Origin of the sequence: Mycobacterium sp. IS-2888, from assembly GCF_001954215.1 — a bacterium.
GTDB lineage: Bacteria > Actinomycetota > Actinomycetes > Mycobacteriales > Mycobacteriaceae > Mycobacterium.
Genome location: NZ_MBET01000014.1, coordinates 1 through 26602, shown reverse-complemented (window position 1 = coordinate 26602; position 26602 = coordinate 1). Strand labels below are relative to the sequence as shown.

The window sequence follows — 26602 nt, the reverse complement described above, 5'->3', positions numbered from 1 at the left end:
CCTGCTGACGTGCTGCTGGCCTCGCTGGACTCCGCCGCAACCAGGGACATTCCCGACGCGGTGAGCATCGACGGCGCCGCGCTGAGCCGCAGCGGCTTGGTCGGTGCGGCGACATCGGTGGCCGAGCGCGTCGCCGGCGCGGACCGCGTTGCCGTGCTGGCCACACCGACCGCGTCGACGGTGCTGGCGATCACCGGGTGTCTGATCGCCGGCGTGCCGTTCGTACCGGTGCCGTCGGACGTCGGCGCGGCCGAACGGCGGCACATGCTCACCGACTCTGGCGCGCAGGCGTGGCTGGGGCCCGAGCCGGACGACCCGGAAGGCTTGCCGCACATCCCCGTTCGGCTACACGCCCGATCCTGGCACCGGTATCCCGAGCCGGCGCCGGAGTCCACCGCGATGGTCATCTACACCTCGGGCACCACGGGGGCGCCCAAGGGGGTGGTGCTGAGCCGGCGAGCGATCGCCGCCGACCTGGATGCGCTGGCCCGGGCCTGGCAGTGGACCGCCGACGACGTGTTGGTGCACGGGTTGCCGCTGTTTCATGTGCACGGGCTGGTGCTGGGCCTGCTCGGGTCGCTGCGGATCGGAAATCGCTTCGTGCACACCGGAAGACCGACGCCCGCCGGCTATGCGCAGGCCCGTGTCGAACGCGGGGGCACGCTGTTTTTCGGGGTCCCGACCGTGTGGTCACGGGTGGTGGCGGACGAGGCGGCCGCCGAGGCGCTACGGCCGGCGCGGCTGCTGGTCTCCGGGAGCGCCGCGCTGCCGGTGCCGGTATTCGACCGGCTGGCACGTCTCACCGGGCACCGGCCTATCGAGCGTTACGGCGCCTCGGAATCGCTGATCACGGTTTCGACGCGGGCTGACGGCGAACGGCGAGCGGGCTGGGTGGGCCTACCGCTCGCCGGCGTGGAGACCCGGCTGCTCGACGACGATGGCGGCCCGGTGCCACACGACGGGGAAACCGTTGGGAAGCTTCAGGTTCGGGGCCCGATGATGTTCGACGGCTACCTGAATCGGCCGGAGGCCACCGCCGAGGCCTTCGATCCCGACGGCTGGTATCGCACCGGCGACGTCGCCGTCGTCGACGACGCGGGCATGCATCGCATCGTCGGCCGCGAGTCCGTCGACCTGATCAAGTCGGGTGGATACCGGGTCGGCGCGGGGGAGATCGAAACGTCGTTGCTCGGGCATCCGGGCGTGCAGGAGGCGGCCGTCGTCGGGCTGCCCGACGAGGACCTGGGCCAACGGATCGTCGCGTTCGTTGTCGCCTCGTCCGAGCTGAAAGCCGACGACTTGATCAGTCATGTCGCCGGTGAGTTGTCCGTGCACAAGCGGCCGCGCGAGGTGCGCATCGTGGATGCGCTGCCGCGCAACGCGATGGGCAAGGTCCTCAAGAAGCGGTTGCTGGCCGAGGGCTGAGTTGCTGACGGCCCGAAGGTGCCCGGACCACGACACGCAGGATGTTGCCAGGTTTTCTAGCGGGCGCGACCGCGAGCCTTCACCTACCGTCGTAGGCGTGACGGAACTGCCGACGATTGCGGCCGCGCGCGCGTCGACACCGATGAGGCGGGTGGCGGCGGCGTGTCTCGTCGGCTCGGCGATCGAGTACTACGACTTCCTTATCTACGGGACCGCGGCGGCGCTGGTGTTCCCGACGGTGTTCTTCCCGCGACTCGGTTCGACGCTGGGGATCGTCGCCTCGATGGCGACGTTCGCGACGGCGTTCCTGTCCCGGCCGCTGGGCGCGGTCGTCTTCGGGTACTTCGGTGATCGGCTGGGCCGCAAGAAGACGCTGGTCGCAACGCTGCTGATCATGGCCGTGTCGACCGTCGGCGTCGGGCTGGTGCCGAGCACGGCCGCCATCGGTGCGGCCGCCCCCTTGATCCTGATCGTGTTGCGGCTGTTGCAAGGGTTTGCCGTCGGCGGCGAATGGGCGGGGTCGGCGCTGCTGAGCGCCGAGTACGCGCCCGCCGGCAAGCGGGGCCGCTACGGCATGTTCACCCTGCTCGGCGCGGGCACCGCCTCCGTGCTCGCCAGTCTGACCTTTTTGGGCGTCAACTTCAGCATCGGGGAACGCAGCGCCGCGTTCATGCAGTGGGGATGGCGGCTGCCTTTCCTGTTCAGCGCGGGGCTGATCGGGATCGCGCTCTACGTGCGGCTCAACATCGACGAGACCCCGGTGTTCGCCGAGGAGAAGGCACGCGACCGGGTCCCCAAGGCGCCGCTCGGGGAGCTGTGGCGCCTGCAGCGCCGCGAGATCCTGCTGGCCGGCGGCAGCCTGCTGGGCGGATTCGGGTTCGGCTACCTGGGTCACACCTATCTCCTCATCTACGCCAATTCGCACCTCGGGTACACCCGCGGGTTCATCTGGTCGGTGGGCGCGCTGACCGGGCTCCTCAGCATCGCGACGGTCGCGGCGTCGGCCGCCCTCTCCGACTTGGTCGGGCGCCGCCGCCTGATGCTGCTGGGCTGGTCGCTGCTCTTGCCGTGGGCGTTCGTGGTGATGCCGTTGCTGAACACCCGCAATCCGGCGATGTACGTGGTCGCCGTCGTCGGCATGGCCGTCGGTGGTGCGATCGGCTCCGGGCCCACCGCCGCGTTCATTCCGGAGCTGTTCGCCACGCGATACCGCTACAGCGGATCGGCGCTGGCCCTCAACCTCGCCGGAGTCATCGGCGGGGCCCTGCCGCCGCTGCTCGCCGGGACGCTGCTCGCGACGTACGGCAGCTGGGCGATCGGCGCCATGCTGGCCGTGCTGACATCGATCGGCCTGGTCTGCACCTACCTGCTGCCGGAGACCAGCGGCACGACGCTCGGGTCCCGCTTCGAAGAGCTGTCCGGCCGCTAGTTGGCGTGCAGGTCCTCGTTGAGTGCAATGCCCTGACCGTCGCGGGGCACCGCTTCGACCGACCCGGTGAGCGAATTGCGCCGGAACAACACGTTATTGGCGCCGGAGAGTTCGCGGGCCCTGACCGCCTTGCCGTCCGGCGTGACGACCTTGGTTCCGGCGGTGACATAGAGGCCGGCCTCGACGACGCAGTCATCGCCCAGCGAGATGCCCAGGCCCGCGTTGGCGCCGAGCAGACACCGCTTGCCTATCGAAATCACTTGCGTTCCACCGCCGGACAGCGTTCCCATGATCGACGCCCCGCCGCCGATGTCGGACCCGTCGCCCACCACCACGCCGGCCGAGATGCGGCCCTCGACCATCGACGCGCCCAGGGTGCCGGCGTTGTAGTTCACGAAGCCTTCGTGCATCACCGTGGTGCCCGGCGCCAGGTGGGCGCCAAGCCGCACCCGGTCGGCGTCGGCGATGCGCACACCGGTGGGCATGACATAGTCGACCATCCGGGGGAATTTGTCGACGCCGTAGACCGTCACCGGTCCCTTGCGGCGCAATCGTGCCCGCACCGCCTCGAATCCCTCGATCGCGCAGGGGCCGTGATTGGTCCACACCACATTGGTCAATACCCCGAACAAGCCGCCGGCGTTCAGCCCGTGCGGCGCCACCAGCCGGTGTGACAGCAGATGTAGCCGCAGGTAGGCGTCGTAGGCGTCGGCGGCGGCATCGTCGAGGGAACCGATGACCGTGCGTACCGCGATGGTCTCGGTGATGCGGTCGTCGTCGCGGCCGATCAGCGCCGCCAGCTCCGGGGGAACATCGGAGAGCGCCAGCCGCGACGTGCCGCTGGTGCCCGGTCCGGTCAGTTCCGGTGCGGGAAACCAGGTGTCGAGAATCGATCCGTCGGAGGCGAGGGTCGCCAATCCGATGCCAGCAGCTCCAGTCACGCTCGCCACGCTACTTGCCCGGCATCGCGCGCCGAACCACTACCCTTGGTGGCGTGCTGGACTTGCGTGGCGATCCGATCGAGCTGACCGCGGCGCTGGTTGACATCCCCAGCGAGTCCCGGGACGAAGCGCGCATCGCCGACGAGGTGGAGGCCGCCCTGCGCGCCCAGACGTCCGGCTTCGAGATCGTTCGCAACGGCAACGCGGTGTTGGCGCGCACCGATCGCAACAGGCCGTCGCGCGTGCTGCTGGCCGGGCATCTGGACACCGTCCCGGTGGCCGACAACGTGCCCAGCCGACGCTCGACCGAACCGGAAGGCGATGTGCTGCACGGGTGCGGCACCGCGGACATGAAATCCGGCGACGCGGTCTTCCTTCATCTGGCCGCCACCATTGCGGAACCTGCGCACGACCTGACCCTGGTGTTTTACGACTGCGAGGAAATCGATGCGGCCGCAAACGGTTTGGGTCGCATCGAGCGGGAACTGCCGGACTGGTTGTCCGCCGACGTGGCCATCCTGGGCGAGCCGACCGGCGGCTACATCGAAGCGGGCTGTCAGGGCACGCTGCGCGTGGTGATCAGCGCGACCGGAACCCGCGCGCATTCCGCGCGTTCGTGGTTGGGCGACAACGCAATTCACAAACTCGGCGCCGTGCTGGACCGGCTGGCCCGCTACACCGCGCGCACGGTCGACATCGACGGTTGCACCTACCGCGAGGGACTGTCGGCGGTCCGGGTCGACGGCGGCGTGGCCGGCAACGTGATTCCCGACGCAGCGTCCGTGACGGTCAATTACCGCTTCGCCCCGGACCGTTCGTTGGACGCGGCGCTGCAACACGTGCACGACGTCTTCGACGGGCTCGACGTGCGGATCGAGCAGACCGACGCCGCCGCCGGCGCGCTGCCGGGCCTGTCACAGCCCGCCGCCAAGGCCCTGGTCGAAGCTGCCGGCGGGCACGTCAGGGCGAAATACGGGTGGACGGACGTGTCACGGTTCGCCGCGCGCGGCATCCCGGCGGTGAATTTCGGACCGGGTGACCCGAACCTGGCGCACCGGCGCGACGAACGGGTGCAGGTCGCCGCGATCACCGCCGCCGCCGCGATGCTGCGGCCCTACTTGGGTGGTTGACCCTCGGCGGAATCAGCCGCAGCGCTGCGCCTGCGCGGCGGCATCGGCGGCCGCCGCGCGCATACCCGCGGCGTCCAGCTCATGCGACACCGCTCGCAGCGCGGCGCCATCGCGTGTCGCCAACGCCCGAGCATGGGCCAGCGCGATTCGGCCTACGGCGCAGTCGATCTCGCCGCCCAGCCGGGCCAGCGGGTCCGCGGCTCGCGCGTCGCCGAGCCGGACGGCCTCGTACCACGCGTGCAGCGCCACCGCCGACTGACCGCCGCGTTCGGCCATCCGAGCGGCGTCGCGGGCGGCGGCGACCGCGCCGTGGGAATCGCGCACCGACGCCAGCCGCCACGCACGCGCCACACCGAGTTCCGGCGTGAACAACGCCGACTTGGTTCCATGCCGGGATTCGGCTCTGCTCAATGCCTTTGCCGCGGCGGCGGTGTCTCCCTGTTGCGCCAGAGCGGTGGCCAACAGCGTCAGCGACAGCGGCCCCCACGAGTAGCCGGTGCGTTCCAGGGTGGCGGCCGCGGGAGCGAGAAGCGCTGCGGCCCGGGCGAATTCGCCGCCGGCGATCAGGACATGCGCCAGTAGCACCTCGCCGATGGCGCGGCCGGGCTGCTGCAGCTCGGCGAAGTCGGTGAACTGTTGCGCAAGCTTTCGCGCCGCGTCGAGCTGACCCGCCATCAGCAGCGCGCTGGTTTGGCCCAGCCCGATCGTGAAGCGCAGCAGCCCGGGATGCTCGGCGGCCAGGGCGCGCTGGGCCAGCGGCTCGACGTCGTCGAAGCGGCCCTGGCGCGCCGCGCACAGCGCCGCGGCGCTGGCCGCCCAGGCCACCGCTTGGTCGTCGGCCGACGGCGAGGCCAGCACTTCCCCCGCCACTTTGACGGCGTGCCCGACGTTGCCCGCGTTCATCGCGAACGTCGCGCTCAGCGCGTCCAGTGTGGTGCGCGGGCCCGCGTCGGTGACCCGATTGCGGGTGGTCCGCAGGAACGCGGTGGCCCGCTCCGGTTCGCTGAGCATCCAGAACTGGTTGGCCGCCCGCAGCAGCGCCCAATCCATCAGCGCCGCTTCGGTCAACGCGGTGGAGTCGACGGCGTCCAGCAACGCGTCGGCCTCCCGGCCCCGCCCCTGCCACGCCAGGGCGTGCGCCAGTGCCAGCCGCGGGGCCAGGCCGCCGGAGCGCTCCAGCGCCGACCGGGCCAGTCGTTCGCCCAGCGCGAGATCGCCCAGGCGGAACGCCTGCCGCGCGGCGTCGGCGACCTCGGCGACGCGCTGGGGGGCGTCGCTGTCCAGCGCCAGGGATGCCAGCCGCAGCCGGTCGACGAGGTGTTCCGGTGGATGCTCCGACAGCAGCGTGACCAGCTCGGTGCGCCGTTGTCGCGCGCCCTCGCCACCCAGCGCCGCACGCGCGCGTTCGGCGAACAACGGGTGTGCCGTGTAGACCACCGGGTCGTCCGCGCGCTCGTCGCGCACCCGGGTTTCCGCCGCGCCCCATTGCACCGCCTCGCTCACCGCGCCGTCGCCGGCGAGGACGGTGAGATCGGCGAGCGACAACGGCTCGGCGACCGCCAGGTAGTCCAGCACCGCCCGCGCAGGCGCGGGGAGCTCGGCGAGGAACGCGTCGACCTCGGCCGGCGTGGATTTCTGAGCCGCCCCGCCGGGCACCTCGATGTCGATCCGGTCCAGCAGACCGTCCGTCCACAGCGCCGCGATGGCTTCGGGTGCGGCCCCGGAATCTTGGGCGGTCACGATCAGGCGCGCGGTTCCGGCCAGCGCCAATTGATAGACCAGCGTGGCCGACAGGATGTCGAGGTCGTGGGCATCGTCGACGATGAGCAGCAGCTCGCCCTGCTGGTCGTCGCGGCCCAGCGATGCCCGCGCCGCCCGCAACAGCGCGGCCGGCTTGCCGATCTCGTCGATGTCCACCAGGTGGCTGAAGGCGCCGAAGGGCACCGCCCGCTCGGTCGGGGTTCCGGTGACCCAGCGGGTGACGGTGCCCGGGTGCCGGCCGGCGAACCGTTCGGCGGCCAATCGGGCCAACGTGGATTTGCCGCAGCCGTCCGGTCCCAGCACTACCGCCCCAGCCCGCGCCCCGTCGCCCAGCGCGGCATCGAGCCGTTCCAGGGCGCCCGCATGCTGGGGGACATTCCATCGAATCGGCACCGCCGGATTTTAGTGCGCGCGGTGTGCGCACCGCACCGGGCGTGGTTTACCTTTCGGTTATGCCGGCACAGCGCGATTCATCGAGTGGGTGGTCGGTGTGCGTGTACTGCGCGTCCGTCCCGACGCATCCCGAACTGCTGGAGCTGGCCACCGAGCTCGGTGAGGCGATAGCCGACCGCGGGTGGACCCTGGTGTGGGGCGGCGGCCACGTCTCGGCGATGGGTGCGGTGTCGAGCGCGGCGCGGGCACGGGGCGGCCGGACCGTCGGGGTGATCCCCGAACACTTGATGAGCAGGGAGCTGGCCGATACCGAAGCCGACGAGCTGATCGTCAGCGAGACCATGCGCGAGCGCAAGCAGATCATGGAGGATCGCGCCGATGCGTTCATCGTGCTGCCGGGCGGTATCGGCACCCTCGACGAGTTCTTCGAGGCCTGGACAAGCGGCTACCTCGGCATGCACCGCAAACCCGTGGTGATGCTCGACGCGTGGGGCCATTACGAGGGCTTGTGGATCTGGTTGAACGGATTGCTGGACAGCGGGTACATCTCGCAGGTCGCGATGGACCGCCTGGTGCTGGTCGATAAGGTGGGTGCCGCAATAGAGGCGTGCGCCCCCACGTGAGGTCGGCGGGCTTAATGGGACGGCGCCGAGGGGAACGAGGGATCACGTGTCGAAAGACGGGGGAGCGCGCGCAGCGGTCGGGCTGGCCGATATCGCCGTTCGGGCGCCGCGCGTGCTGGCCGATCTGCCATCGATCGCGCGGGGTGTGCGCACCGGGCTGCTGGCGTTTCCGAACTCCAAGAAGTCGATCGGCACGGTGTTCGCCGACCGTGCCGCTCGCTACGGCGACCGGGTCTTCCTGAGGTTCGGCGACCAGGAACTGACCTACCGCGACGCCAACGCGGCCGCCAACCGGTATGCGGCCGTGCTGGCCGCCCGCGGCGTCGGCCACGGCGACGTCGTCGCGATCATGCTGCGCAACTCGCCCAACGCGGTGTTGACGATGCTGGCAACGGTCAAGTGCGGCGCGATCGCCGGGATGCTCAACTACCACCAGCGGGGTGAGGTGCTGGCACACAGCCTGGGCCTGCTGGACGCCAAGGTGTTGATCGCGGAGACGGACCTGGTCAGCGTCGTCACCGACTGCGACACCACGGCCGGTACCGAGACCATGACCATCGAAGACGTGGAGCGATTCGCGGCGAGCGCGCCGGCCACCAACCCGGCATCGGCGTCCGCGGTGTTGGCCAAGGACACCGCGTTCTACATCTTCACGTCGGGCACCACCGGGTTCCCCAAGGCCAGCGTGATGACCCACCGCCGCTGGCTGGCGGCGCTGGCCGCGTTCGGCGGGCTTGGGTTACGACTGAAAAGCTCCGACACGCTGTACAGCTGCCTGCCGCTGTATCACAACAACGCGCTGACGGTCGCCCTGTCGTCGGTGATCAATTCCGGGGCGACGCTCGCGCTGGGCAAGTCGTTTTCGGCGTCGCGGTTTTGGGACGAGGTGATCGCTAACCGGGCGACGGCGTTCATCTACATCGGCGAGATCTGCCGCTATCTGCTCAACCAGGCGCCCAAGCCCACCGACCGGGCGCATAAGGTGCGCCTCATCGCCGGCAACGGGCTGCGGCCGGAGATCTGGGACGAGTTCACCAATCGGTTCGGCATCGCGCGGGTGTGTGAGTTCTATGCGTCCAGCGAGGGCAACACCGCGTTCATCAACATCTTCAATGTGCCTCGGACGACGGGCATTTCGCCGACGCAGCTGGCCTACGTGGAGTACGACCCCGACACCGGCACCCCGCTGCGCGACGAGAACGGACGGGTGCGCCGGGTGCCCGCCGGCGAGCCCGGCTTGCTGATCAGCCCGGTCAACCGGCTGCAGCCCTTCGACGGTTACACCGACCAAGCGTCGAGCGAAAAGAAGTTGGTGCGCAACGCTTTTCGTGAGGGCGACTGCTGGTTCAACTCGGGCGACGTGATGAGCCCGCAGGGCATGCGGCACGCCGCGTTCGTGGACCGGCTGGGCGACACCTTCCGCTGGAAGGGGGAGAACGTCGCCACCACGCAGGTCGAAGCGGCGCTGACGTCGGAGGGGTCCGTCGAGGACTGCACGGTCTTCGGCGTCGAGATTCCCCGCACCGGCGGCCGCGCCGGGATGGCCGCGGTCAAGCTGCGCGACGGCGCCGAGTTCGACGGCAAATCGCTGGCCGGTGCCGTCTACGGCCAGCTGCCCGGCTACGCCCTGCCGCTGTTCGTGCGGGTGGTTTCGGCCCTGGAGCAGACCACGACGTTCAAGAGCCGCAAGGTCGAGCTGCGTGAGCAGGCCTACGGCCCCGACGTGGACGACCCGCTGTTCGTCCTGGCCGGCCGGGACGAGGGCTACGTGCCCTACTACGACGAATATCCCGACGAAGTCGCGGCGGGTAAGCGCCCGTAGCGCTAGCGGCTCGGTTTGCGCCGAGCGTGCGGCCGGCCGCACGTTCGCGAGCAAGGCCAGGCACCATGTACGTGTGCAGTCAACCCTCTGCGGCCGACCGGTCGCCGCGGATCGCCCGCTGATCATGGCGATCGTCAACCGCACGCCGGACTCGTTCTACGACAAGGGTGCGGCCTTCAGCGACGACGCGGCCAGGGCCGCCGCACACCTGGCCGTCGAGGAGGGCGCGGATGTCATCGACGTCGGCGGCGTCAAAGCGGGCCCGGGCGACAACGTCGATGCCGACACCGAGATCGCCCGGCTGGTGCCGTTCATCGAATGGCTTCGCCACGAATACCCCGACCAGCTGATCAGCGTGGACACCTGGCGTTCGGAAGTGGCCAAAGTGGCCTGCGCGGCCGGCGCGGATCTGATCAACGACACCTGGGGCGGCCACGACCCCGCCCTGGCCGAGGTGGCCGCGGAGTTCGGCGCCGGCCTGGTCTGTTCGCACACCGGCGGGGCGCAGCCACGCACGCGTCCCTTCCGGGTGAGCTACGGCACGACCACCCGCGGCGTCGTCGACGACGTGATCCGCCAGGTCACCGAGGCCGCCGAGCGGGCAGTCGCGGCCGGCGTCGCCCGCGATCGGGTACTGATCGACCCGACCCACGATTTCGGCAAGAACACCTTCCACGGGCTGGCATTGTTGCGTCACGTCGGCGATCTTGTTAAGACCGGGTGGCCAGTGCTGATGGCTTTGAGCAACAAGGACTTCGTCGGGGAGACTCTGGGTGTGGGATTGACCGAACGGCTGGAGGGCACCCTGGCCGCCACCGCGCTTGCGGCGGCCGCGGGTGCCCGCATGTTTCGGGTGCACGAGGTCGCGGCCACCCGTCGGGTGCTGGAAATGGTGGCCTCGATCCAGGGCATGCGCCAGCCGGCGCGCACCGTGAGGGGGCTCGCATGACCGCATCGGAGCTGATCGCCGGCGATCTCACCGGCCACAGACTGCTCTGGAACCGCCCGCACTGGACCATCGCCGAGTTGGAAGCAGCCAAGGCGGGTCGGACGATTTCGGTGGTGCTGCCCGCGCTCAACGAGGAAGACACCATCGAATCGGTGATCGACAGCATCTCGCCGCTGGTCCGGGATTCTGGGGGTCTGGTCGATGAGCTGATCGTGCTGGACTCCGGCTCGACCGACGACACCGAGATCCGCGCCATCGCCGCCGGCGCCCGCGTGGTCAGCCGCGAACAGGCCCTGCCCGAGATCCCGACGCGGCCCGGCAAAGGCGAGGCGCTGTGGCGTTCGCTGGCGGCCACCAGCGGCGACATCGTGGTGTTCGTCGACTCCGACCTGATCAATCCGCACCCGATGTTCGTGCCGTGGCTGGTCGGCCCGCTGCTCACCGGCGACGGCATCCACCTGGTCAAGAGCTTCTACCGACGACCGCTGAACGGCAGCACAAATGGCGGCGGGCGGGTCACCGAGCTGGTGGCCCGGCCGCTGTTGGCGGCCCTGCGACCGGAGTTGGGCGGCGTGCTGCAGCCACTCGGCGGCGAGTACGCGGCCAGCCGGGAGCTGCTGACGTCGTTGCCCTTCGCCCCGGGCTACGGCGTCGAGATCGGGTTACTGGTCGACACCTTCGACCGCTTGGGCCTGGACGCGATCGCTCAGGTCAATCTCGGCGTGCGGGCCCATCGCAACCGGCCGCTCTCGGAGCTGGGTGCAATGAGCCGGCAGGTCATCGCGACCCTGTTCGCGCGGTGCGGCCTGCCCGACTCCGGGGCCGGGTTGACCCAGTTCTTCGCCGACGGCGACGGCTACACCGAACAGACCTCGCCCGTGTCGCTGGTCGACCGCCCGCCGATGAATCTGTTGCGGCCACGCTGATCCGTGTCGGCGCGATAGGGCAATATCGATCCCGTGGCATTGGTTCTGCTCTACCTGGTCGTGCTGGTGCTGGTGGCGATCGTGCTGTTCGGCGCCGCCAGCCTGCTGTTCGGTCGCGGTGAGCAGCTGCCGCCCCTGCCGCGCGGGACGACCGCGACGGTGCTGCCCGCGTACGGCGTTACGGGCGCCGACGTCGACGCCGTCAAATTCACGCAGGCGTTGCGCGGCTACAAGACCAGCGAGGTGGACTGGGTGCTCGATCGGCTGGCCCGCGAGCTCGAGGCGTTGCGCGGGCAGCTCGCGGCCGCCAACCCCGCGCCGGCCGCCGAGGTCGCCGAGAAACAGGCCGAAGGCGACGCCGTGGAACCCGACGAGGGCGAGGATCGTCAGGACACTGTGTGAGCGACTTGAGTGATCAGGATCTGGTTCGTTGCGGCTGGGCGGACCTTCGACCCGGAGCCGACTTCGAGCTGTACCGCGACTACCACGACCAGGAGTGGGGCCGTCCAACCCGCGACGGGGTGGCGTTGTTCGAACGGATGAGCCTGGAAGCCTTCCAGAGCGGTCTGTCGTGGCTGATCATCCTGCGCAAACGGGACAATTTCCGGCGCGCCTTCTCCGGGTTCGACGTCGAGAAGATCGCCCGCTACACCGACGCCGACGTGGAGCGGCTGATGGCCGACTCCGGCATCGTCCGAAACCGCGCCAAGATCGACGCGACGATCGCCAATGCACGCGCCGCGGCCGACCTTGGCTCTCCCGAGGACCTTTCCGAGCTGCTGTGGTCGTTCGCGCCGCCGCGGCGACCCCGGCCCGCCGACGCGTCTGAAATCCCCTCGGCCAGCGACGAATCGAAGGCGATGGCGCGCGAGCTCAAACGCCGCGGGTTCCGCTTCGTCGGGCCGACCACCGCCTATGCGCTGATGCAGGCGACCGGCATGGTGGACGACCATATCCGTGCTTGCTGGGTGCCCGCGCAAGGCCGGTGACGTGCCAGAGCCGGGTCTTTGTGTAACTGCCGACCCGAATAGGGAACAATGGGGGAGTGATTTGGCAGTTCAATGTCGGGTATGGCTGGAAATCCACTGGCGGGGCGTGCTCGGCGCCGACCCGGTCCGCGAAGGCGGGTCAGCTCGAACTTGGAGGGAGCATTCGATGGCGGCGATGAAGCCCCGGACCGGCGACGGTCCTCTGGAAGCAACCAAGGAGGGGCGCGGCATCGTAATGCGGGTACCACTTGAGGGTGGTGGCCGCCTTGTCGTCGAGTTGACGCCCGACGAGGCCGCCGCCCTGGGCGACGAACTCAAGGGCGTCACCAGCTAGACCCGCTACAGGCTGCCGGGCGGAGTCACGCACCCACCTTCCGGTAGATGTCCAGCGTTTGCTCAGCGACGCGGGCCCAGGAAAATTCCTCGATGCAGCGCTGCCGCCCCGCGCGGCCGTAGCGCTTCGCCCGTTCCGGGTCGGCGACCAACGCATTGACCGCTTCGGCCAACCCGGCCTGGTAACCGTCCGCGTCGTCGGGGTCGTAATGCACCAGCGATCCGGTGACCCCGTCGACGACCACCTCGGGTATCCCGCCGACGTCGGAGGCCACCACCGCGGTGCCGCAGGCCATCGCCTCCAGGTTGACGATGCCCAACGGCTCGTAGACCGAGGGACACACGAAAACAGTTGCCGCCGAAAGTATTTCACGTAGCTGCCCGAGGGGCAGCATTTCCCGAATCCAGAACACCCCGGTGCGAGTGCGGGCCAAAGCGGCCACGGCCGAGCGAATCTCGTCGGCGATCTCCGGGGTGTCGGGAGCGCCGGCGCACAGCACCAACTGCACGTCGGGGCTGAAGCGATGCGCGGCCGCCAGCAGGTGAGCCACGCCCTTCTGCCGGGTGATCCGCCCGACGAACGCAACACTGGGGCGGCTCGGGTCGACGCCGAGGCCGGCCAGCACCGACCCGGCGCGCCCCGGCCCGGCCGGATACCACACGTCGGTGTCGACCCCGCTCCGAATGACATGTACCAGGCTGGGATCCAGCGTCGGGTAGACCCGCAGCACGTCCTCACGCATGCCGGAGCTGACCGCGATCACCGCGTCGGCGGCCAGCACCGCGGTGTGTTCCACCCACGTCGACACCCGATAGCCGCCGCCGAGCTGTTCGGCCTTCCACGGCCGCAGCGGCTCGAGCGAATGCGCGGTCAGCACGTGCGGGATGTCGTAGAGCAGCGCGGCCAGATGGCCGGCCAGGCCGGTGTACCACGTGTGCGAGTGCACGACGGTGGCCGCCGAGGCCGCGTTGGCCATCACGAGGTCGGCGGACAGGGTGGACAGGGCCGCGTTGGCGCCGTGGATCCGCGGGTCGGGCTGATAGGCAAGGGCGCCGGGACGCGGTGCGCCGATGCAGTGCACGTCGACCGCGCACAGCCGGCGCAGTTGTGCGACCAGTTCGGTGACGTGTACCCCGGCCCCGCCGTAGACCTCCGGTGGGTACTCCCGCGTCATCATCGCCACCCGCATACTGCGCACCGTAGTTCGCTGACGGCACCATCCGCGAGTCGGGCGGGACGATCCGTCGCCGTGGGGTCCGATCGACCCAAATACCTTGACGGACAGCCCGTCAGGGCCTGCCCGATCGGGAGGGCAATAGGGCGCTTCCCCCTGGCAGCACCGCGCGGCTGCCGTTAGGTTTGAAGCCATGAGGGAAGCGCCACACGTGCTGGGTGTTGTCCTGGCCGGCGGCGAAGGCAAGCGGCTGTATCCGCTGACCGCGGACAGGGCCAAACCCGCGGTCCCCTTCGGTGGCGCCTACCGGCTGATCGACTTCGTGCTCTCCAATCTCGTCAACGCCCGCTATCTGAGGGTCTGCGTTCTCACCCAATACAAGTCGCATTCACTGGACCGCCACATATCGCAGAACTGGCGGCTGTCCGGCCTGGCCGGTGAGTACATCACCCCCGTGCCGGCGCAGCAGCGCCTGGGCCCGCGCTGGTACACCGGCTCCGCCGACGCGATCTATCAGTCGCTCAACCTGATCTACGACGAAGACCCGGACTACATCGTGGTTTTCGGCGCCGACCACGTGTACCGGATGGATCCCGAGCAGATGGTGCGGTTCCACATCGACAGCGGCGCCGGCGCAACCGTGGCCGGCATCCGGGTACCGCGCGCCGAAGCCACCGCGTTCGGTTGCATCGACGCCGACGACTCCGGCCGGATCCGCGCCTTCGTGGAGAAGCCGCTGGACCCGCCGGGCACTCCGGACGATCCGGATACGACGTTCGTGTCGATGGGCAATTACATCTTCACCACCAAGGTGCTCATCGACGCGATTCGCGCCGACGCCGACGACGACCACTCCGACCACGACATGGGTGGCGACATCGTCCCGCGGCTGGTGGACGACGGGATAGCGGCGGTGTACGACTTCTCCGACAACGAGGTGCCCGGGGCCACCGACCGGGACCGGGCCTATTGGCGGGATGTCGGGACGCTGGACGCGTTCTACGACGCGCACATGGACCTGGTGTCGGTGCACCCGGTGTTCAATTTGTACAACCGGCGCTGGCCCATCCGCGGGGCGACGGAGAACCTGGCACCGGCGAAGTTCGTCAACGGCGGCTCGGCGCAGGAGTCGGTGGTCGGCGCCGGCAGCATCATCTCGGCGGCGTCGGTGCGCAACTCGGTGTTGTCGTCGAACGTCGTGGTCGACGACGGCGCGATCGTCGAGGGCAGCGTGATCATGCCGGGCACCCGGGTGGGCCGCGGCGCCGTGGTGCGCCACGCGATCCTGGACAAGAACGTCGTAATCGGGCCCGGCGAGATGGTCGGCGTCGACCTGGAAAAGGACCGCGAGCGGTTCGCGATCAGCGCCGGCGGCGTCGTTGCGGTCGGCAAGGGCGTCTGGGTTTAGCTCACTGCCCGGGGATCTCGGGGATCAGCAGATGCGCGTCGTGACGCGGGCCCCAGTGCAGGGCGACCCGGCCGCGCGGTGAGTTCCGGTAGGCCGCCGGCATCTGACCGACGAGCGGATTGCGCGGCCACAGCCAGCGCCCCGCGACGACCAGCCGCAGCTGCTCGCCGGCGCGAAACAGCGTTGCCGACGGGCCCAGTGCGACATCGACGGCGACCACCTCGCCCGCCGACAGCGGCCGCGGCTCGGTGCATGTCGCGACCGGCTCCCAGGGCCGCGAGAGCTCAGGGTCCAGGGCCCGCAGCGCGACGCGCTGCCAGCCCGTGGTGACGCGGTCACGGCCGTAGCCGTAGGACCCCTCGAATTCGACGAACCGTCCGTCTCGCCACTTCTCGACGCCGACGAACAGGTTCGCGTCGTCGCAGCCGTCCAGTTCTACCCACAACCGCGCGACCATCGGACCGGTCAGCTCGGTCTGGGCTGGGAAGGTGTAGCTGAATGACGCTGCGCGGGACAGAGTTTCGAACGCGAGGCGGCCCTCCTCCGCCGGCCGCTCCGTTGCCAGCAGCCCGGCCGATCCCAGATATAAAGGCCGCCAACGGGTTCGGGCGAGCGGCCAGGCGGCTTCTTCGCGGACCGCGGCGATGGTGTCGCGATCCTCGCGCACCTCGAGACGAACGCTGCGCGAAGCGGGCGCGCCGTCCAGCACGCCGCAGAAGAAATTCAGCTGCTCGGCCCGTGCGTCCTCGGAGTAGAACGTCGCCCATTTGCCGCCGCGATGGGTGTAGAGGCGGGCGTGGGCGGAGCCGGCCTGCATGAAGGCCCGGACCGAGCCGCGCGAGTGCAGGTTGTTGTCGGAAAAGCTGCCGCAGACCAGCATTGGAACCGTGATGGCCGACAGGTCTGGCGTCAGCGAGCGCCAGAAATCGTCGCGCAGGGGATGCTCGTCCTGCATCGACACCAGGGCATAGGTCTGCCGCGTATCGCGGGACAGGTTGCGCGACCACATCCGGGTGAAGCCGCACTCGCGCACACCGCCCGGGTAGGTCAGGTCGCGATACGCGTCGGTGAACCCTTCCCACGGACAGATCGCGCGCAGCGCGGGCGGCCGCAGCGCGGCGACGGCGTACTGGCTGATGGCCAAGTAGGACACGCCGAGCATCACGACGTTGCCGTCGCACCAAGGCTGGTCGGCGATCCACTGCACGAGGTCGTAGGTGTCCTCGGCTTCCTGGCGCGAGAGCACCTTTCCGGTGCCGTCGGAATGGCCGCAGCCGCGCGAGTCGGCGTTGACGACGGTGAAGCCCTGCGCGGTCCACCAACTCGGATCGGGCGCCTCCCAGCCCGTCAGGGCCGAGAAGCGCACCGGCGTGGGCTGGCGCAGCATCCGGTACTGCATGGGGAACGTCCACTTGTTGCCGCGCCGCTTCGGCAGGTTGTCCTTGCCGTACGGATGGATGCTGAGGATGACCGGGCGGGTGACGTCGGAATGTCGGAAGACGTTGATCCGCAACACTGTTCCGTCACGGGTCGGCACCTCGAGGTCGGTGTCGACGACGAGGTCTTGCGGTGGATCGGTGACGGTTACCGGCGGTTTTGCGATGCCGCGCAGGCGGCGGAGCGCGTATCGCAGGGCGCCGGGACGCCGCCACGGCCGGTCGAGTGCAGGTGCCGGATTGCGGGCCACGGCCATACCATAGGCCCGCTACCAGACATTCGGTATCAACCGATAGCGCACCCGCTGCGTGTACTCGCGGTATCCCGCCAATTGCTGGGTGAGCAGCTTTTCCTCGTCGAGGATGCGCAGGACGAGTGCCAGGAGGCCGACGGTGAGACCCAACAGCCCCCAGTAGGAACCCAGCGACAGGGGGATGCCCACCATCAAGATCACGTTTCCGGTGTACATCGGGTGTCGCACCAGTTTGTACAGGCCACGGGAGGCCAACTTCTGACCTTCCTCCACCCGGACCGTGGCGGCCGCGTAACTGTTCTGGATCACCACGAACATGGCCACCGTCAGGCCCGTTACCACCAGGACGTCGCCGAGGACGCACACCACCGTCGGCACCGATGACCAACCCATCCGGTGGTCGAGCGCGCTCAACGCGATCATCCCGAAGAGTCCGGCAAACGCCAGGATGATGACGAACTTCTGAACCGTCCTGGCTTCGGCCAGCGGCCCGCCGTGCATGCGCCGCCGCAGGGCCGCCGGGTTCGTCCGGGCCAGATACGCGCTCGGGACGAGCGTCGCAATCGTGAAGATCGCGATGAAAACCCACGCCTGCCAATAGTCGAACGTGCCCGCCGGATAGAACAGGATAAAGCCCAGGACGGCAAGCCCGATAATGCTCGAAACCACTAACTTAACAGCGGTTTTCATGATGGTGTCCTCCCTACTGCCGTAGATCACGCCGTCGAAAAGCGATGGCTCCCACGACGATCAGTGCCGCGTCGATAGCCAGCAGCCACAGCAGCGGCACGGCGGTGAAGTCGCTGCCGACCCGCGGAATGTGGGCGAACGGTTCGAGATCGAGCACCCACTGCCCGAAGCCCGCAAGCGAACCGATCAGGTACAGGGCGGCGAATCCGACCAGCACGCCCCACGCCACCGGCGTGAATCGCGGTGCGAGACCGAACAATGCGACCGTCACGGCGGCCAGCAGCCAGACCGCGGGCAGTTGCACCGCCGCGGTTGCGACGACGGTCGCCAACTTGCCGCCGACGTCGCCGGCCGCCGCGCCGTACACGAGTCCGGCCACCACGCCGCAGGCCAGCATCGCGAACGCGGAGCCGGCCAGCGCGGCGATCAAATGGCTGGCCAGCCAACGGGTGCGCGACACCGCACCGGCCAGGGTGGTCTCGGCTCGCTGGGCGGATTCCTCCTGGTGCAGGCGCAAGGTGAGCGAGACGGCGAAGGCGGCCGCCGCCATGCCCAGCATCGCGAACGCCACCGCGATGAACGCCTCCTCCAGGACGCTGGTGCCGCCCATCCGCGCGACGATGTCGCGCGCGACGGTGCTGTCGCCCAGTTGGTCGCCGATGCCGTGCACCACGCTGCCCATCACCAGGCCGTACAGGCACAGGCCCACGGTCCACAGGATTAGGGCGCCGCGGTCCAGCCGCCAGGCCAACCCGAAGACGTTGCCCAGCCCCGGCGCGGCCCTACCCGGGCCGGCGCGTTCGGCGACGAGCCCGGCGCCGACGTCGCGGCCGGCCAGCAGCCGATACGCCACCGCCGTGAGCGCGGCCGCTGTCGCCAGGTGCAGCAACAGCACCCACCAGTGCTCGCCCGCGTAGGGCCGAACCTGCAGCGACCAGCCCAGCGGCGAGAGCCACGACAGCGTGCCGGAGCCGGCATCGCCGATGGCGCGCAGCGTGAACGCCGCCGCCAACACCGTGAACGCGACACCGCGGGCGAATCGCGCGCTCGGCGATAGCTGCGCGGCCACCCCCGCCACGGCGGTGAAGACCACGCCGGAGCCGGCCAGCGCCGCCCCGAAAGCCAATGACCCGCCGCGCGGGACGTCGGTGCTGAGCAATCCCGCCGCGCCGATCGCGCCGGTCGCGATCGACGCCCCGAACGACAACATCAGTGCCGCGGTGAGGCTGGCGTAGCGGCCGACCGCCGTCGAGTCCATCAGCTCGGTCCGGCCCGTCTCCTCGTCGGCGCGGGTGTGCCGGATGACCGTGAGGATGACGGCCACCGCGATCAGCACATGAAACATGCCCGCTTTCCAAATGCCAACTGCCCCAAGGCTGTCGTTGTAGATCTGCCCGTAGAGCGCACGCTGGGCCGGACTGGCCATGATGGAGGCCGCAAATCCGGCGCGGCCGGCCTGGGTGGGGTAGACCTTTTCGATGCTGCCGATGTACACCGTCGCCAAGGGGAGCGACAGCAGCAGGACCCACAGCGGCAACGAGATCCGGTCGCGGCGCAAATACAGGCGCAGCATCCCAAGCGTTCCGGAGAAATTCGAACTGCGTTGCGGCCCAGGGTGCGCCGAGGGGCGTGGCCGCTCCAGAACCGTGGTGCTCACAGCGCCGAAACCTTCCTTCCGCTGCGTTCGCGCTGGCCGTCGCCGGCCGTGTCGTAGTGGCGCAGAAAGAGCTCTTCCAGGGTCGGCGGCTGACTGACGAGGCTGCGCACGCCGGCGTCGCCGAGCACCCGGATGAGTTCTCCCAGGCTTTCGCTGTCGACCTGGGCACGCAACGTATTGCCGTCGATGCTGATGTCCTCGACGCCCTTGATCCGAGTGAGATCACCGGGATCACTGGTCATTTCGGCCTTGATCGAGGTGCGGCTGAGATGGCGCATCGAGTCCAGCGAACCGCTCTCGATGGTCCTGCCGGACCGAATGATGGTCACCCGTTCGCACAGCGCCTCGGTTTCGGCCAGGATGTGGCTGGACAGCAATACCGTCACACCGCGGTCGCGGGCCTCGGCGACGCACTGCTGAAATACGTTCTCCATCAACGGGTCCAGCCCGCTGCTGGGTTCATCCAATAGCAGCAGCCCGGCCCGCGACGAGAAAGCCGAAATCAGGGAGACCTTTTGGCGGTTGCCCTTCGAGTACGTGCGCGCCTTCTTGTGCGGGTCGAGGTCGAAGCGCTCGATCAGCTCGTCGCGGCGTTTGTCATCGATTCCGCCGCGCATTCGGGCCAGCAGGTCGATCGTTTCGCCGCCGGTCAGCGAGGGCCACAGCGTGACATCGCCCGGCACGTAAGCGATCTGGCGGTGCAACTCGACGGCATCGGTCCACGGGTCGCCGCCCAGCAACCGCACGGTTCCGCTGTCGGCCTTCACCAGGCCCAGCAGGATGCGGATGGTGGTGGACTTCCCGGCGCCGTTGGGTCCGAGGAATCCGTGCACTTCTCCCGCGCGCACCATCAGGTTCAGGCCGGCCAGCGCTCGCACGGCTCCGAAATTCTTTGTCAGATCCCGGATTTCGATGGGTGTGTTTTCAGCTGCCATGTGATTCTCCTTGATCATCTGCGGCCAGAAATGCGTCATACATGGTGCGATCGACCATCAGGCCCTCGGTGTAGATCTCGAGGGCCGGCAGGATCATGTCCCGGGCGTAGTCGCGCAGGACCGCACGAAGATCGGTTGGCGTGTCGTGCATTTGGATGTAGAGCAGGAGGCTGCCGCCTCCGGTGATGCCGAGATATTTTGCCCTGGCCTTAGGGTCACGGCTGGGCTTGACCGTGCCGGCTCGCACGCCCTCTTCCATATACTCTTCGGCGTTGTCAATCATTCGCTGCCACAACATCTTCGCCAGGTCGCCGCCGGTCTGCATGCTGCGCACCAGGTAGGCTGTCATCGAGGCGAATTCCTCGATCTCGGCCAGCCGCGCGAACCAGGTGGCCGGGTCGTTCGACTGGATCGTCTCCGACTTGGTCTCGCGGATCTCTTCGGCGATGAAGTCGTCGCACGCCTTGCGCAGGCCGTCCTTCGAGCCGAAGTGATGGATGACCAGCGCGGCGCTCACCCCCGCCGCTTCGGCGATCGCGCGCAGCCCGACGTCGAAGCCGCGCTGACCGAACTGCTCGATCGCCGCGTCGCGGATCCGGGCGGCGGCGGTGAGGTCGGCTGAACGCATGTTCAGTACACTAAACAGTCGTTCAGCCGGACGTCAATGAGGTACGCCGTTAGGAATCCGTAAAGAAATCAGGGGCGCGGTTAGTCCCGGACCGCGGCGAGCACGCCGTCGCCGAGGGGCACCAGCGCGGGGGTGAGCCGCTCGTCCTCGGCGATCAACCGGGCCGCCTCGCGAACCGCGACCACCTCGGCGTCGCGCGCGGCGGGGTCACCGGCGCGGCCGCCCAGCCCGGCTCGGTGCACCACGATGACGCCGCCGGGTCGCAGCAGCCGCACGCCCTCGACGACGTAATCGGGCTGGTCGATCGGGTCGGCGTCGACGAACACCAGGTCATACGATTGGTCGGCGAGCCGGGTGAGCACCTCTTGGGCGCGGCCGCTGATCAGCCGGGTGCGCGACGGCCCGATGCCGGCTTCGGCGAAGGCCTGCTTGGCGAGCCGCACATACTCGGGCTCGATGTCGATCGTGGTCAAGACGCCGTCGTCGCTCATGCCCGACAGCAGCCAGAGTCCGCTGACTCCCGCGCCGGTGCCCACTTCGGCGACGGCCTTGCCGCCGCTGAGCTTGGCCAGCAGGCTCAGCAGCGCACCGACCGCGGGCGTGACCGCCCCGGCGCCGATGTCCATGGCACGCTCGCGGGCGCCCGCCAGGATCGCGTCTTCCGATATCGACCCCTCGGCGTGCGCGGAAAGTGCCTCGGCTCGGCTGGGGGCCGCATGGTCGGGGGCCACCGCGCCGTTATCGGTACCGTCCATGACCGGCAGCGTATGCCGGATTCGCGGTGCAGTAGGTCAGGCGCGCCTGAGCCGGGCACGTGAGCCGACGGGGCCGACACGCCCGGACGCCGCGGCGCGACGAAGCTCACTGCGCGGTGGATACGCCCTGCGTATCGCAGGTAACGATCTGGTTTCTCAGGCAAACCTCAGTGTGCTCCTATGCCGCGCATACGCCGATGCGCGACGGTTTGCCTATGGAACGCGGCGGGTACTGGACCGGGAATACACAGTGGCGACTTCGCGTTGCCGCTGACGAATTATCAGACCCTGATGCCAGGGCAAACCCGGAGGACCCAATCATCACCACTCTTTTGAGCCCGAGCAGCATGTCTCACGCGCAGGAGTGCCGAGACGACGAGTGGGTGGAAACGCCCGACGCGTTGCAGGGAACGGCGGTGTTCGATGCGACCGGGGACAAGGCCACCATGCCGTCGTGGGACGAGCTGGTGCGCCAGCATGCCGACCGCGTCTACCGGCTGGCCTACCGGCTGTCGGGCAACCAGCATGACGCCGAGGACTTGACGCAGGAGACGTTCATCCGGGTCTTCCGCTCGGTGCAGAACTACCAGCCGGGCACCTTCGAGGGCTGGCTGCACCGCATCACCACCAACTTGTTCCTCGACATGGTCCGCCGCCGCGCCCGCATCCGGATGGAAGCGTTGCCCGAGGATTACGACCGGGTCCCCGCCGACGAACCGAATCCCGAGCAGATCTACCACGACTCGCGGCTCGGGCCCGACCTGCAGGCCGCCCTGGATTCGCTGCCGCCGGAATTTCGTGCCGCGGTGGTGCTGTGTGACATCGAAGGTCTGTCGTACGAGGAGATCGGTGCCACCCTGGGCGTCAAGTTGGGCACCGTGCGCAGCCGCATCCACCGCGGGCGTCAGGCGCTGCGCGATTACCTGGCCGCGCACCACGAAAACGGCGGTGCGCTGCACACCAAGTCGGCGTAATACGGCGGGTCACCCGCGGCCCGAGTCGGCCCACGCGCGGTGACGCGCGGTGACAATAGCGCAGCGTTGGGGTCTCGAGGCGGGTGTTCGGCGCTTCGTCGCGCTACATTCGAGGGGTACGTAGCAGCGAAAGGAGCTGGTGATGTCCGAGCGAGGACATGTGTTCCGCCGCGCGTTCTCCTGGCTCCCCGCCCAATTCGCCTCCCAAAGCGATGCGCCCGTCGGCGCGCCGCGCCGGTTCGGCTCGACCGAGCATTTGTCCGTCGAGGCGATCGCGGCCTTCGTCGACGGCGAGCTGCGGATGAACGCCCATCTGCGGGCCGCCCATCACCTCTCGCTGTGCCCGCAATGCGCGGCAGAAGTCGAAGATCAGAGCCGGGCGCGCAGCGCGCTGCGCGACTCGCAGCCGATCCGCATCCCCAGCGGGTTGCTCGGCATGCTGGCCGATATTCCGCACAGTTCGCCCGACGACACATCCCAGCTGCCCGACGGATTCGCCGACCGCGACGCGCGCAACCGGCGCAAGCGCTCCTAGCTTGAGTCCCCGCAATCAGAAAACCGTGGATACTAGGGTGGACACGGACAATGCCGTGCCTGGTGCTCGCCCGGTAAAGGGCCCTGTATTAGGCAGTTTTCGAGCGCTCAGACGAGGATTTAAGAGGATCAAGTGACCTCCGACCAAGGCAACGACAGCGGCAGTAACGGCAACCGCCTCGCGCCGCGCCCCATATCCCGGCCACCGGTCGACCCCGCCTCGCGGCAGGCGTTCGGTCGCCCCGCGGGGCAGCAGGGGTCCTTCGTGGCGGAGCGCGTGCGCCCGCAGAAGTACCGGGAACAGTCCGAGTTTTCGCCGCACGATCAGCCGGCCGACCCCGTTTTGGAAGAGGCGTTCAGCCGGCCGGTCGGGGTCGGCGAGTCGCTGCAACGCCACCCCGTCGATGCCGGTGCGCTGACGGCCGAGACCGACGGCGCCGGGCCGGACGAGCTCGACGATCCATGGCGAGACCCCGCGGCCGCGGCCGCGCTTGGGACCCCCGCGGTCACCCCGCCGGCACCGCACTCCGCGCTCGGCTACGGCGGCAAGCTGGGCGTGCGCGACGTGCTGTTCGGCGGCAGGGTGTCCTACCTGGCGCTGGCCGTGCTGGTGCTGATCGCGCTGGTGATCGGGCTGATCGGCGGGGTGGTCGGCCGCAAGACGGCCGAAGTCGTCGAGGCGTTCACCACCTCGAAGGTGACGCTGTCGACCCCGGGCAACAACGAAGGACCGGCGGGCCGGTTCGCGAAGGTGGCCGCCGCGACCGCGGATTCCGTGGTGACCATCGAGTCGAAGAGCGACCAGGAGGGCATGCAGGGCTCCGGCGTCGTCATCGACGGTCGTGGCTACATCGTCACCAACAACCACGTGATTTCCGAGGCTGCCAACAACCCGAGCCAGTTCAAGACCACAGTGGTGTTCAACGACGGCAAGGAAGTGCCCGCCAACCTCGTCGGGCGCGACCCCAAGACCGACCTGGCCGTCCTCAAGGTCGACAACGTCGACAACCTGGCCGTGGCCCGGCTCGGCGATTCGGACAAGGTGCGCGTCGGCGACGAGGTCCTTGCCGCGGGTTCGCCGCTGGGGCTGCGCAGCACCGTGACGCACGGCATCGTCAGCGCGCTGCACCGTCCTGTGCCGTTGTCGGGGGAGGGCTCTGACACCGATACCGTCATCGACGCCATCCAGACCGACGCCTCGATCAACCACGGCAACTCCGGCGGCCCACTGATCGACATGGATTCCCAGGTGATCGGCATCGACACCGCGGGTAAGTCGTTGTCGGACAGCGCAAGTGGGCTGGGCTTTGCGATCCCGATCGACGAGGCCAGAGAGGTCGCCCAGACCCTGATCAAGGACGGCAAGATCGTGCATCCGACGCTCGGGGTCAGCACCCGGTCGGTGAGCAACGCGATCGCGTCCGGCGCCCAGGTCGCCAACGTCAAGGCGGGCAGCCCCGCGCAGAAGGGCGGGATCCTGGAGAACGACGTGATCGTCAAGGTCGGCAACCGCAAGGTCGCCGACGCCGACGAGTTCGTCGTCGCGGTGAGGCAGCTCAACGTCGGGCAGGACTCCCCGGTCGAGGTGGTCCGCGACGGTCGGCACGTCACGCTGACCGTGAAACCGGACGGGGATAACGGCTAGGTGTTCGCGAACCTGAGCTGGGAGCACATCCTCGTCCTCGTCGTGGTCGGGTTGGTGATCCTGGGACCGGAGCGGCTGCCGGGCGCGATCCGGTGGACGTCCAACGCGCTGCGGCAGGCCCGCGACTACCTCAGCGGCATGACCAGCCAGCTGCGTCAGGACCTGGGACCCGAGTTCGACGATCTGCGTGCCCCGCTGAGCGAGCTGCAGAGGCTACGCGGCATGACACCCCGCGCCGCGCTCACCAAACACCTGCTCGACGGCGACGATTCTTTCCTCACCGGCAATTTCGAGCGCCCGGTGAACGGCGCGCCCGCGAAGCCGGCGGAGCCTTACTCGCCGGCGGCGCAGCCGCAGGTTCCCGGTCACACGCCGTTCGACACCGACGCGACCTGAGCACTCAGCGCTTGGTCGGATCGAGGCCCAGCGACACTCCGGCCAGGCCGCGCCGCCGCGTCGACAAGCCATCGGCGACGCCGCGTAGCGCCTTGCCCACCGGCGAGTCGGGCGCGCTCAGCACGATCGGCAGGCCGGCGTCACCGGCTTCCACCAGCGCGGGGTCCAGCGGGATCTGGCCCAGCAGCGGCACGTCGGCGCCGGTGGCGCGCGAGAGCCGTTCGGCGACCTGCTGGCCGCCGCCCTCGCCGAAGACCTGCAGCGTCGAGCCGTCCGGCAGCATCAGCCCCGACATGTTTTCCACGACGCCGGCGATGCGCTGACGGGTCTGCAGCGCGATGCTGCCGGCCCGCTCGGCGACCTCGGCCGCGGCCAGCTGGGGTGTTGTTACCACCAGAATCTCGGCGTTCGGGATCAGCTGGGCCACCGAGATGGCGATGTCGCCGGTGCCCGGCGGCAGGTCGAGCAGGAGCACATCCAGATCGCCCCAGTAGACGTCGGCCAGGAACTGTTGCAGGGCGCGGTGCAGCATCGGGCCCCGCCAGACCACCGGCGTGTTTCCCTCGGTGAACTGCGCGATCGAGATGACCTTCACCTCGTGGGCGATCGGCGGCAGGATCATCGACTCGACCTGGGTGGGCCGGGCGGTGGTGCCCATCATTCGCGGAATGGAATGGCCGTGGATATCGGCATCGAGCACGCCCACCGCCAGGCCGCGGGCGGCCATCGCCGCGGCGAGGTTCACGGTGACGGTCGACTTGCCGACGCCGCCCTTGCCGGAGGCGACGGCGTAGACGCGGGTCGTGGAGCTCGGCTGGGCGAACGGGATGACGGGCTCGCGGGCATCGCCACGCAACTGCTTGCGCAGCTCGGTGCGCTGTTCGTCGCTCATCACGTCCAGGCTGACCTTCACCGCGCCGGTGCCGGGAACGTCGGCGACGGCTTGGGTTACCCGCTCGCTGATTTCGCTCTTCTTCGGGCAGCCGGCGATGGTCAGGTAGATCGTCACGTGCACGCCGCCGTCGGGGGCGACGTCGATGCTCTTGACCATCCCGAGTTCGGTGATGGGACGCCGCAATTCGGGGTCGATCACCTTGCTCAGGGCGGTGCGGATGGTTGCGCTCAGGTCGGCTTGCGAACCTGCGGGGTCATGACGGGACATCACCGCCGAGTGTAGGCGGCTCGCGCTGCGGCCGGTCGGCCGACGGGTCAGGCCGCCGGGGCCACTGCCGGCTGGTTGGCCGCGGCGTTCGACGCCGGGCCGGCCGGCCTGGGTGACGCCGAGGCGTTCGGCGATCCCGCCGCGTTGGGCGCTCCCGCGGCGTTGGGCGTAGCCGCGGCGGGGCCGGCCACCGGCGGCGCGGCCGGCGGGACGGCATCCGGCGGTGGTGGGG

24 protein-coding genes and 1 pseudogene are annotated in these 26602 nt (G+C 69.2%); 15 read left to right on the top strand and 10 right to left on the bottom strand.

Annotated elements, in window-relative coordinates; all coding sequences use genetic code 11:
- Positions 1-9 precede the first annotated feature (9 nt).
- Both A5745_RS02240 and A5745_RS02235 read left to right on the top strand, forming a co-directional pair.
- Positions 10-1425, top strand: coding sequence for an acyl-CoA synthetase (locus tag A5745_RS02240; RefSeq protein ID WP_076114950.1), 1416 nt, complete (start codon positions 10-12; stop codon positions 1423-1425).
- A 142-nt stretch (positions 1426-1567) separates the two neighbouring features.
- Positions 1568-2854: an MFS transporter gene (locus tag A5745_RS02235; RefSeq protein WP_076114990.1), complete on the top strand. Its 1287-nt coding sequence runs from the start codon at positions 1568-1570 to the stop codon at positions 2852-2854.
- Here the strand turns inward: A5745_RS02235 and dapD are convergent.
- Complete coding sequence (gene dapD / locus A5745_RS02230; protein WP_139329409.1) at positions 2851-3804, bottom strand: 2,3,4,5-tetrahydropyridine-2,6-dicarboxylate N-succinyltransferase; 954 nt, start codon at positions 3802-3804, stop codon at positions 2851-2853. The genes A5745_RS02235 and dapD overlap by 4 nt on opposite strands.
- Positions 3805-3848: 44 nt before the next feature.
- Between dapD and dapE the strand changes: the two genes are divergently transcribed.
- On the top strand, positions 3849-4925 hold the full coding sequence (dapE, locus tag A5745_RS02225) for a succinyl-diaminopimelate desuccinylase (RefSeq protein ID WP_076114949.1): 1077 nt from the start codon (positions 3849-3851) through the stop codon (positions 4923-4925).
- 12 nt (positions 4926-4937) lie between these two features.
- On the opposite strand, the gene A5745_RS02220 is transcribed toward dapE, so the two are convergent.
- Positions 4938-7079 (bottom strand): ATP-binding protein, encoded by a 2142-nt coding sequence (locus A5745_RS02220; protein WP_076114948.1) that lies wholly within the window; start codon positions 7077-7079, stop codon positions 4938-4940.
- A gap of 59 nt (positions 7080-7138) precedes the next feature.
- Here A5745_RS02220 and A5745_RS02215 point away from each other — a divergent pair, with 59 nt between their 5' ends.
- From A5745_RS02215 to A5745_RS02185, 7 genes are all read left to right on the top strand, one after another.
- Positions 7139-7702, top strand: a complete 564-nt coding sequence (locus A5745_RS02215) for a TIGR00730 family Rossman fold protein (protein WP_076114988.1) — start codon at positions 7139-7141, stop codon at positions 7700-7702.
- 46 nt (positions 7703-7748) lie between these two features.
- The gene (gene fadD6 / locus A5745_RS02210) at positions 7749-9524 is read left to right on the top strand and encodes a long-chain-acyl-CoA synthetase FadD6 (protein ID WP_076114947.1); all 1776 of its coding nucleotides are present in this window, start codon (positions 7749-7751) and stop codon (positions 9522-9524) included.
- A 124-nt stretch (positions 9525-9648) separates the two neighbouring features.
- On the top strand, positions 9649-10473 hold the full coding sequence (gene folP / locus A5745_RS02205) for a dihydropteroate synthase (RefSeq protein ID WP_175879750.1): 825 nt from the start codon (positions 9649-9651) through the stop codon (positions 10471-10473).
- Positions 10470-11399: a glucosyl-3-phosphoglycerate synthase gene (locus A5745_RS02200; RefSeq protein ID WP_076114946.1), complete on the top strand. Its 930-nt coding sequence runs from the start codon at positions 10470-10472 to the stop codon at positions 11397-11399. Before folP ends, A5745_RS02200 begins: the two co-directional genes overlap by 4 nt.
- Positions 11400-11432: 33 nt before the next feature.
- Complete coding sequence (locus A5745_RS02195; protein ID WP_076064048.1) at positions 11433-11801, top strand: DivIVA domain-containing protein; 369 nt, start codon at positions 11433-11435, stop codon at positions 11799-11801.
- Between the two features lie 5 nt (positions 11802-11806).
- Positions 11807-12388, top strand: a complete 582-nt coding sequence (tag, locus tag A5745_RS02190; protein WP_076114987.1) for a DNA-3-methyladenine glycosylase I — start codon at positions 11807-11809, stop codon at positions 12386-12388.
- Between the two features lie 166 nt (positions 12389-12554).
- Entirely contained in the window at positions 12555-12722 is a 168-nt protein-coding gene (locus A5745_RS02185) for a DUF3117 domain-containing protein (protein WP_003406247.1), read from the top strand.
- A gap of 25 nt (positions 12723-12747) precedes the next feature.
- Here the strand turns inward: A5745_RS02185 and glgA are convergent, their stop codons facing one another.
- Positions 12748-13911, bottom strand: coding sequence for a glycogen synthase (glgA, locus tag A5745_RS02180; protein ID WP_076114945.1), 1164 nt, complete (start codon positions 13909-13911; stop codon positions 12748-12750).
- 178 nt (positions 13912-14089) lie between these two features.
- On the opposite strand from glgA, the gene glgC reads away from it, so the two are divergent.
- On the top strand, positions 14090-15304 hold the full coding sequence (gene glgC / locus A5745_RS02175) for a glucose-1-phosphate adenylyltransferase (RefSeq protein ID WP_076064043.1): 1215 nt from the start codon (positions 14090-14092) through the stop codon (positions 15302-15304).
- A gap of 1 nt (position 15305) precedes the next feature.
- On the opposite strand, the gene A5745_RS02170 is transcribed toward glgC, so the two are convergent.
- The 6 genes from A5745_RS02170 to A5745_RS02145 form a co-directional block, all read right to left on the bottom strand.
- The gene (locus A5745_RS02170) at positions 15306-16991 is read right to left on the bottom strand and encodes a CocE/NonD family hydrolase (protein ID WP_139329407.1); all 1686 of its coding nucleotides are present in this window, start codon (positions 16989-16991) and stop codon (positions 15306-15308) included.
- Positions 16992-17009: 18 nt separating this feature from the next.
- A complete protein-coding gene (locus A5745_RS02165; protein WP_076114986.1) occupies positions 17010-17684 on the bottom strand; it encodes an isoprenylcysteine carboxylmethyltransferase family protein in 675 nt (224 codons plus the stop codon).
- 13 nt (positions 17685-17697) lie between these two features.
- Entirely contained in the window at positions 17698-19341 is a 1644-nt protein-coding gene (locus A5745_RS02160; RefSeq protein ID WP_139329406.1) for an ABC transporter permease, read from the bottom strand.
- Positions 19338-20276, bottom strand: a complete 939-nt coding sequence (locus A5745_RS02155; RefSeq protein ID WP_076114985.1) for an ABC transporter ATP-binding protein — start codon at positions 20274-20276, stop codon at positions 19338-19340. The genes A5745_RS02160 and A5745_RS02155 overlap by 4 nt, the downstream gene beginning before the upstream one ends.
- Positions 20266-20904, bottom strand: a complete 639-nt coding sequence (locus A5745_RS02150; protein ID WP_076064036.1) for a TetR/AcrR family transcriptional regulator — start codon at positions 20902-20904, stop codon at positions 20266-20268. Before A5745_RS02150 ends, A5745_RS02155 begins: the two co-directional genes overlap by 11 nt.
- Positions 20905-20984: 80 nt before the next feature.
- Positions 20985-21659 (bottom strand): O-methyltransferase, encoded by a 675-nt coding sequence (locus tag A5745_RS02145; RefSeq protein ID WP_076114942.1) that lies wholly within the window; start codon positions 21657-21659, stop codon positions 20985-20987.
- Between the two features lie 215 nt (positions 21660-21874).
- Here A5745_RS02145 and sigE point away from each other — a divergent pair.
- The 4 genes and pseudogenes from sigE to tatB all read left to right on the top strand — a co-directional run bounded on the left by sigE (position 21875) and on the right by tatB (position 25208).
- Positions 21875-22686, top strand: a pseudogene (sigE, locus tag A5745_RS02140) (RNA polymerase sigma factor SigE).
- An 89-nt stretch (positions 22687-22775) separates the two neighbouring features.
- The gene (gene rseA / locus A5745_RS02135; RefSeq protein ID WP_076114941.1) at positions 22776-23168 is read left to right on the top strand and encodes an anti-sigma E factor RseA; all 393 of its coding nucleotides are present in this window, start codon (positions 22776-22778) and stop codon (positions 23166-23168) included.
- A 132-nt stretch (positions 23169-23300) separates the two neighbouring features.
- Positions 23301-24812 (top strand): S1C family serine protease, encoded by a 1512-nt coding sequence (locus A5745_RS02130; RefSeq protein WP_076114940.1) that lies wholly within the window; start codon positions 23301-23303, stop codon positions 24810-24812.
- Entirely contained in the window at positions 24813-25208 is a 396-nt protein-coding gene (gene tatB / locus A5745_RS02125; protein WP_076114939.1) for a Sec-independent protein translocase protein TatB, read from the top strand.
- 4 nt (positions 25209-25212) lie between these two features.
- Here tatB and A5745_RS02120 read toward each other — a convergent pair whose 3' ends face one another.
- On the bottom strand, positions 25213-26370 hold the full coding sequence (locus A5745_RS02120; protein ID WP_139329405.1) for an Mrp/NBP35 family ATP-binding protein: 1158 nt from the start codon (positions 26368-26370) through the stop codon (positions 25213-25215).
- Positions 26371-26602 lie beyond the last annotated feature (232 nt).

Bases quoted from the DNA above. Each gene is read 5' to 3' on its own strand.
- glgC (WP_076064043.1), top strand. From the start codon at position 14,090: ATGAGGGAAGCGCCACACGTGCTGGGTGTTGTCCTGGCCGGCGGCGAA.
- A5745_RS02165 (WP_076114986.1), bottom strand. From the start codon at position 17,684: ATGAAAACCGCTGTTAAGTTAGTGGTTTCGAGCATTATCGGGCTTGCC.
- A5745_RS02215 (WP_076114988.1), top strand. From the start codon at position 7,139: ATGCCGGCACAGCGCGATTCATCGAGTGGGTGGTCGGTGTGCGTGTAC.
- A5745_RS02235 (WP_076114990.1), top strand. From the start codon at position 1,568: ATGAGGCGGGTGGCGGCGGCGTGTCTCGTCGGCTCGGCGATCGAGTAC.
- A5745_RS02145 (WP_076114942.1), bottom strand. From the start codon at position 21,659: ATGGACGGTACCGATAACGGCGCGGTGGCCCCCGACCATGCGGCCCCC.
- A5745_RS02155 (WP_076114985.1), bottom strand. From the start codon at position 20,276: ATGGCAGCTGAAAACACACCCATCGAAATCCGGGATCTGACAAAGAAT.
- A5745_RS02200 (WP_076114946.1), top strand. From the start codon at position 10,470: ATGACCGCATCGGAGCTGATCGCCGGCGATCTCACCGGCCACAGACTG.
- glgA (WP_076114945.1), bottom strand. From the start codon at position 13,911: ATGCGGGTGGCGATGATGACGCGGGAGTACCCACCGGAGGTCTACGGC.
- folP (WP_175879750.1), top strand. From the start codon at position 9,649: ATGGCGATCGTCAACCGCACGCCGGACTCGTTCTACGACAAGGGTGCG.
- A5745_RS02185 (WP_003406247.1), top strand. From the start codon at position 12,555: ATGGCGGCGATGAAGCCCCGGACCGGCGACGGTCCTCTGGAAGCAACC.
- rseA (WP_076114941.1), top strand. From the start codon at position 22,776: ATGTCCGAGCGAGGACATGTGTTCCGCCGCGCGTTCTCCTGGCTCCCC.
- A5745_RS02150 (WP_076064036.1), bottom strand. From the start codon at position 20,904: ATGCGTTCAGCCGACCTCACCGCCGCCGCCCGGATCCGCGACGCGGCG.
- A5745_RS02120 (WP_139329405.1), bottom strand. From the start codon at position 26,370: ATGTCCCGTCATGACCCCGCAGGTTCGCAAGCCGACCTGAGCGCAACC.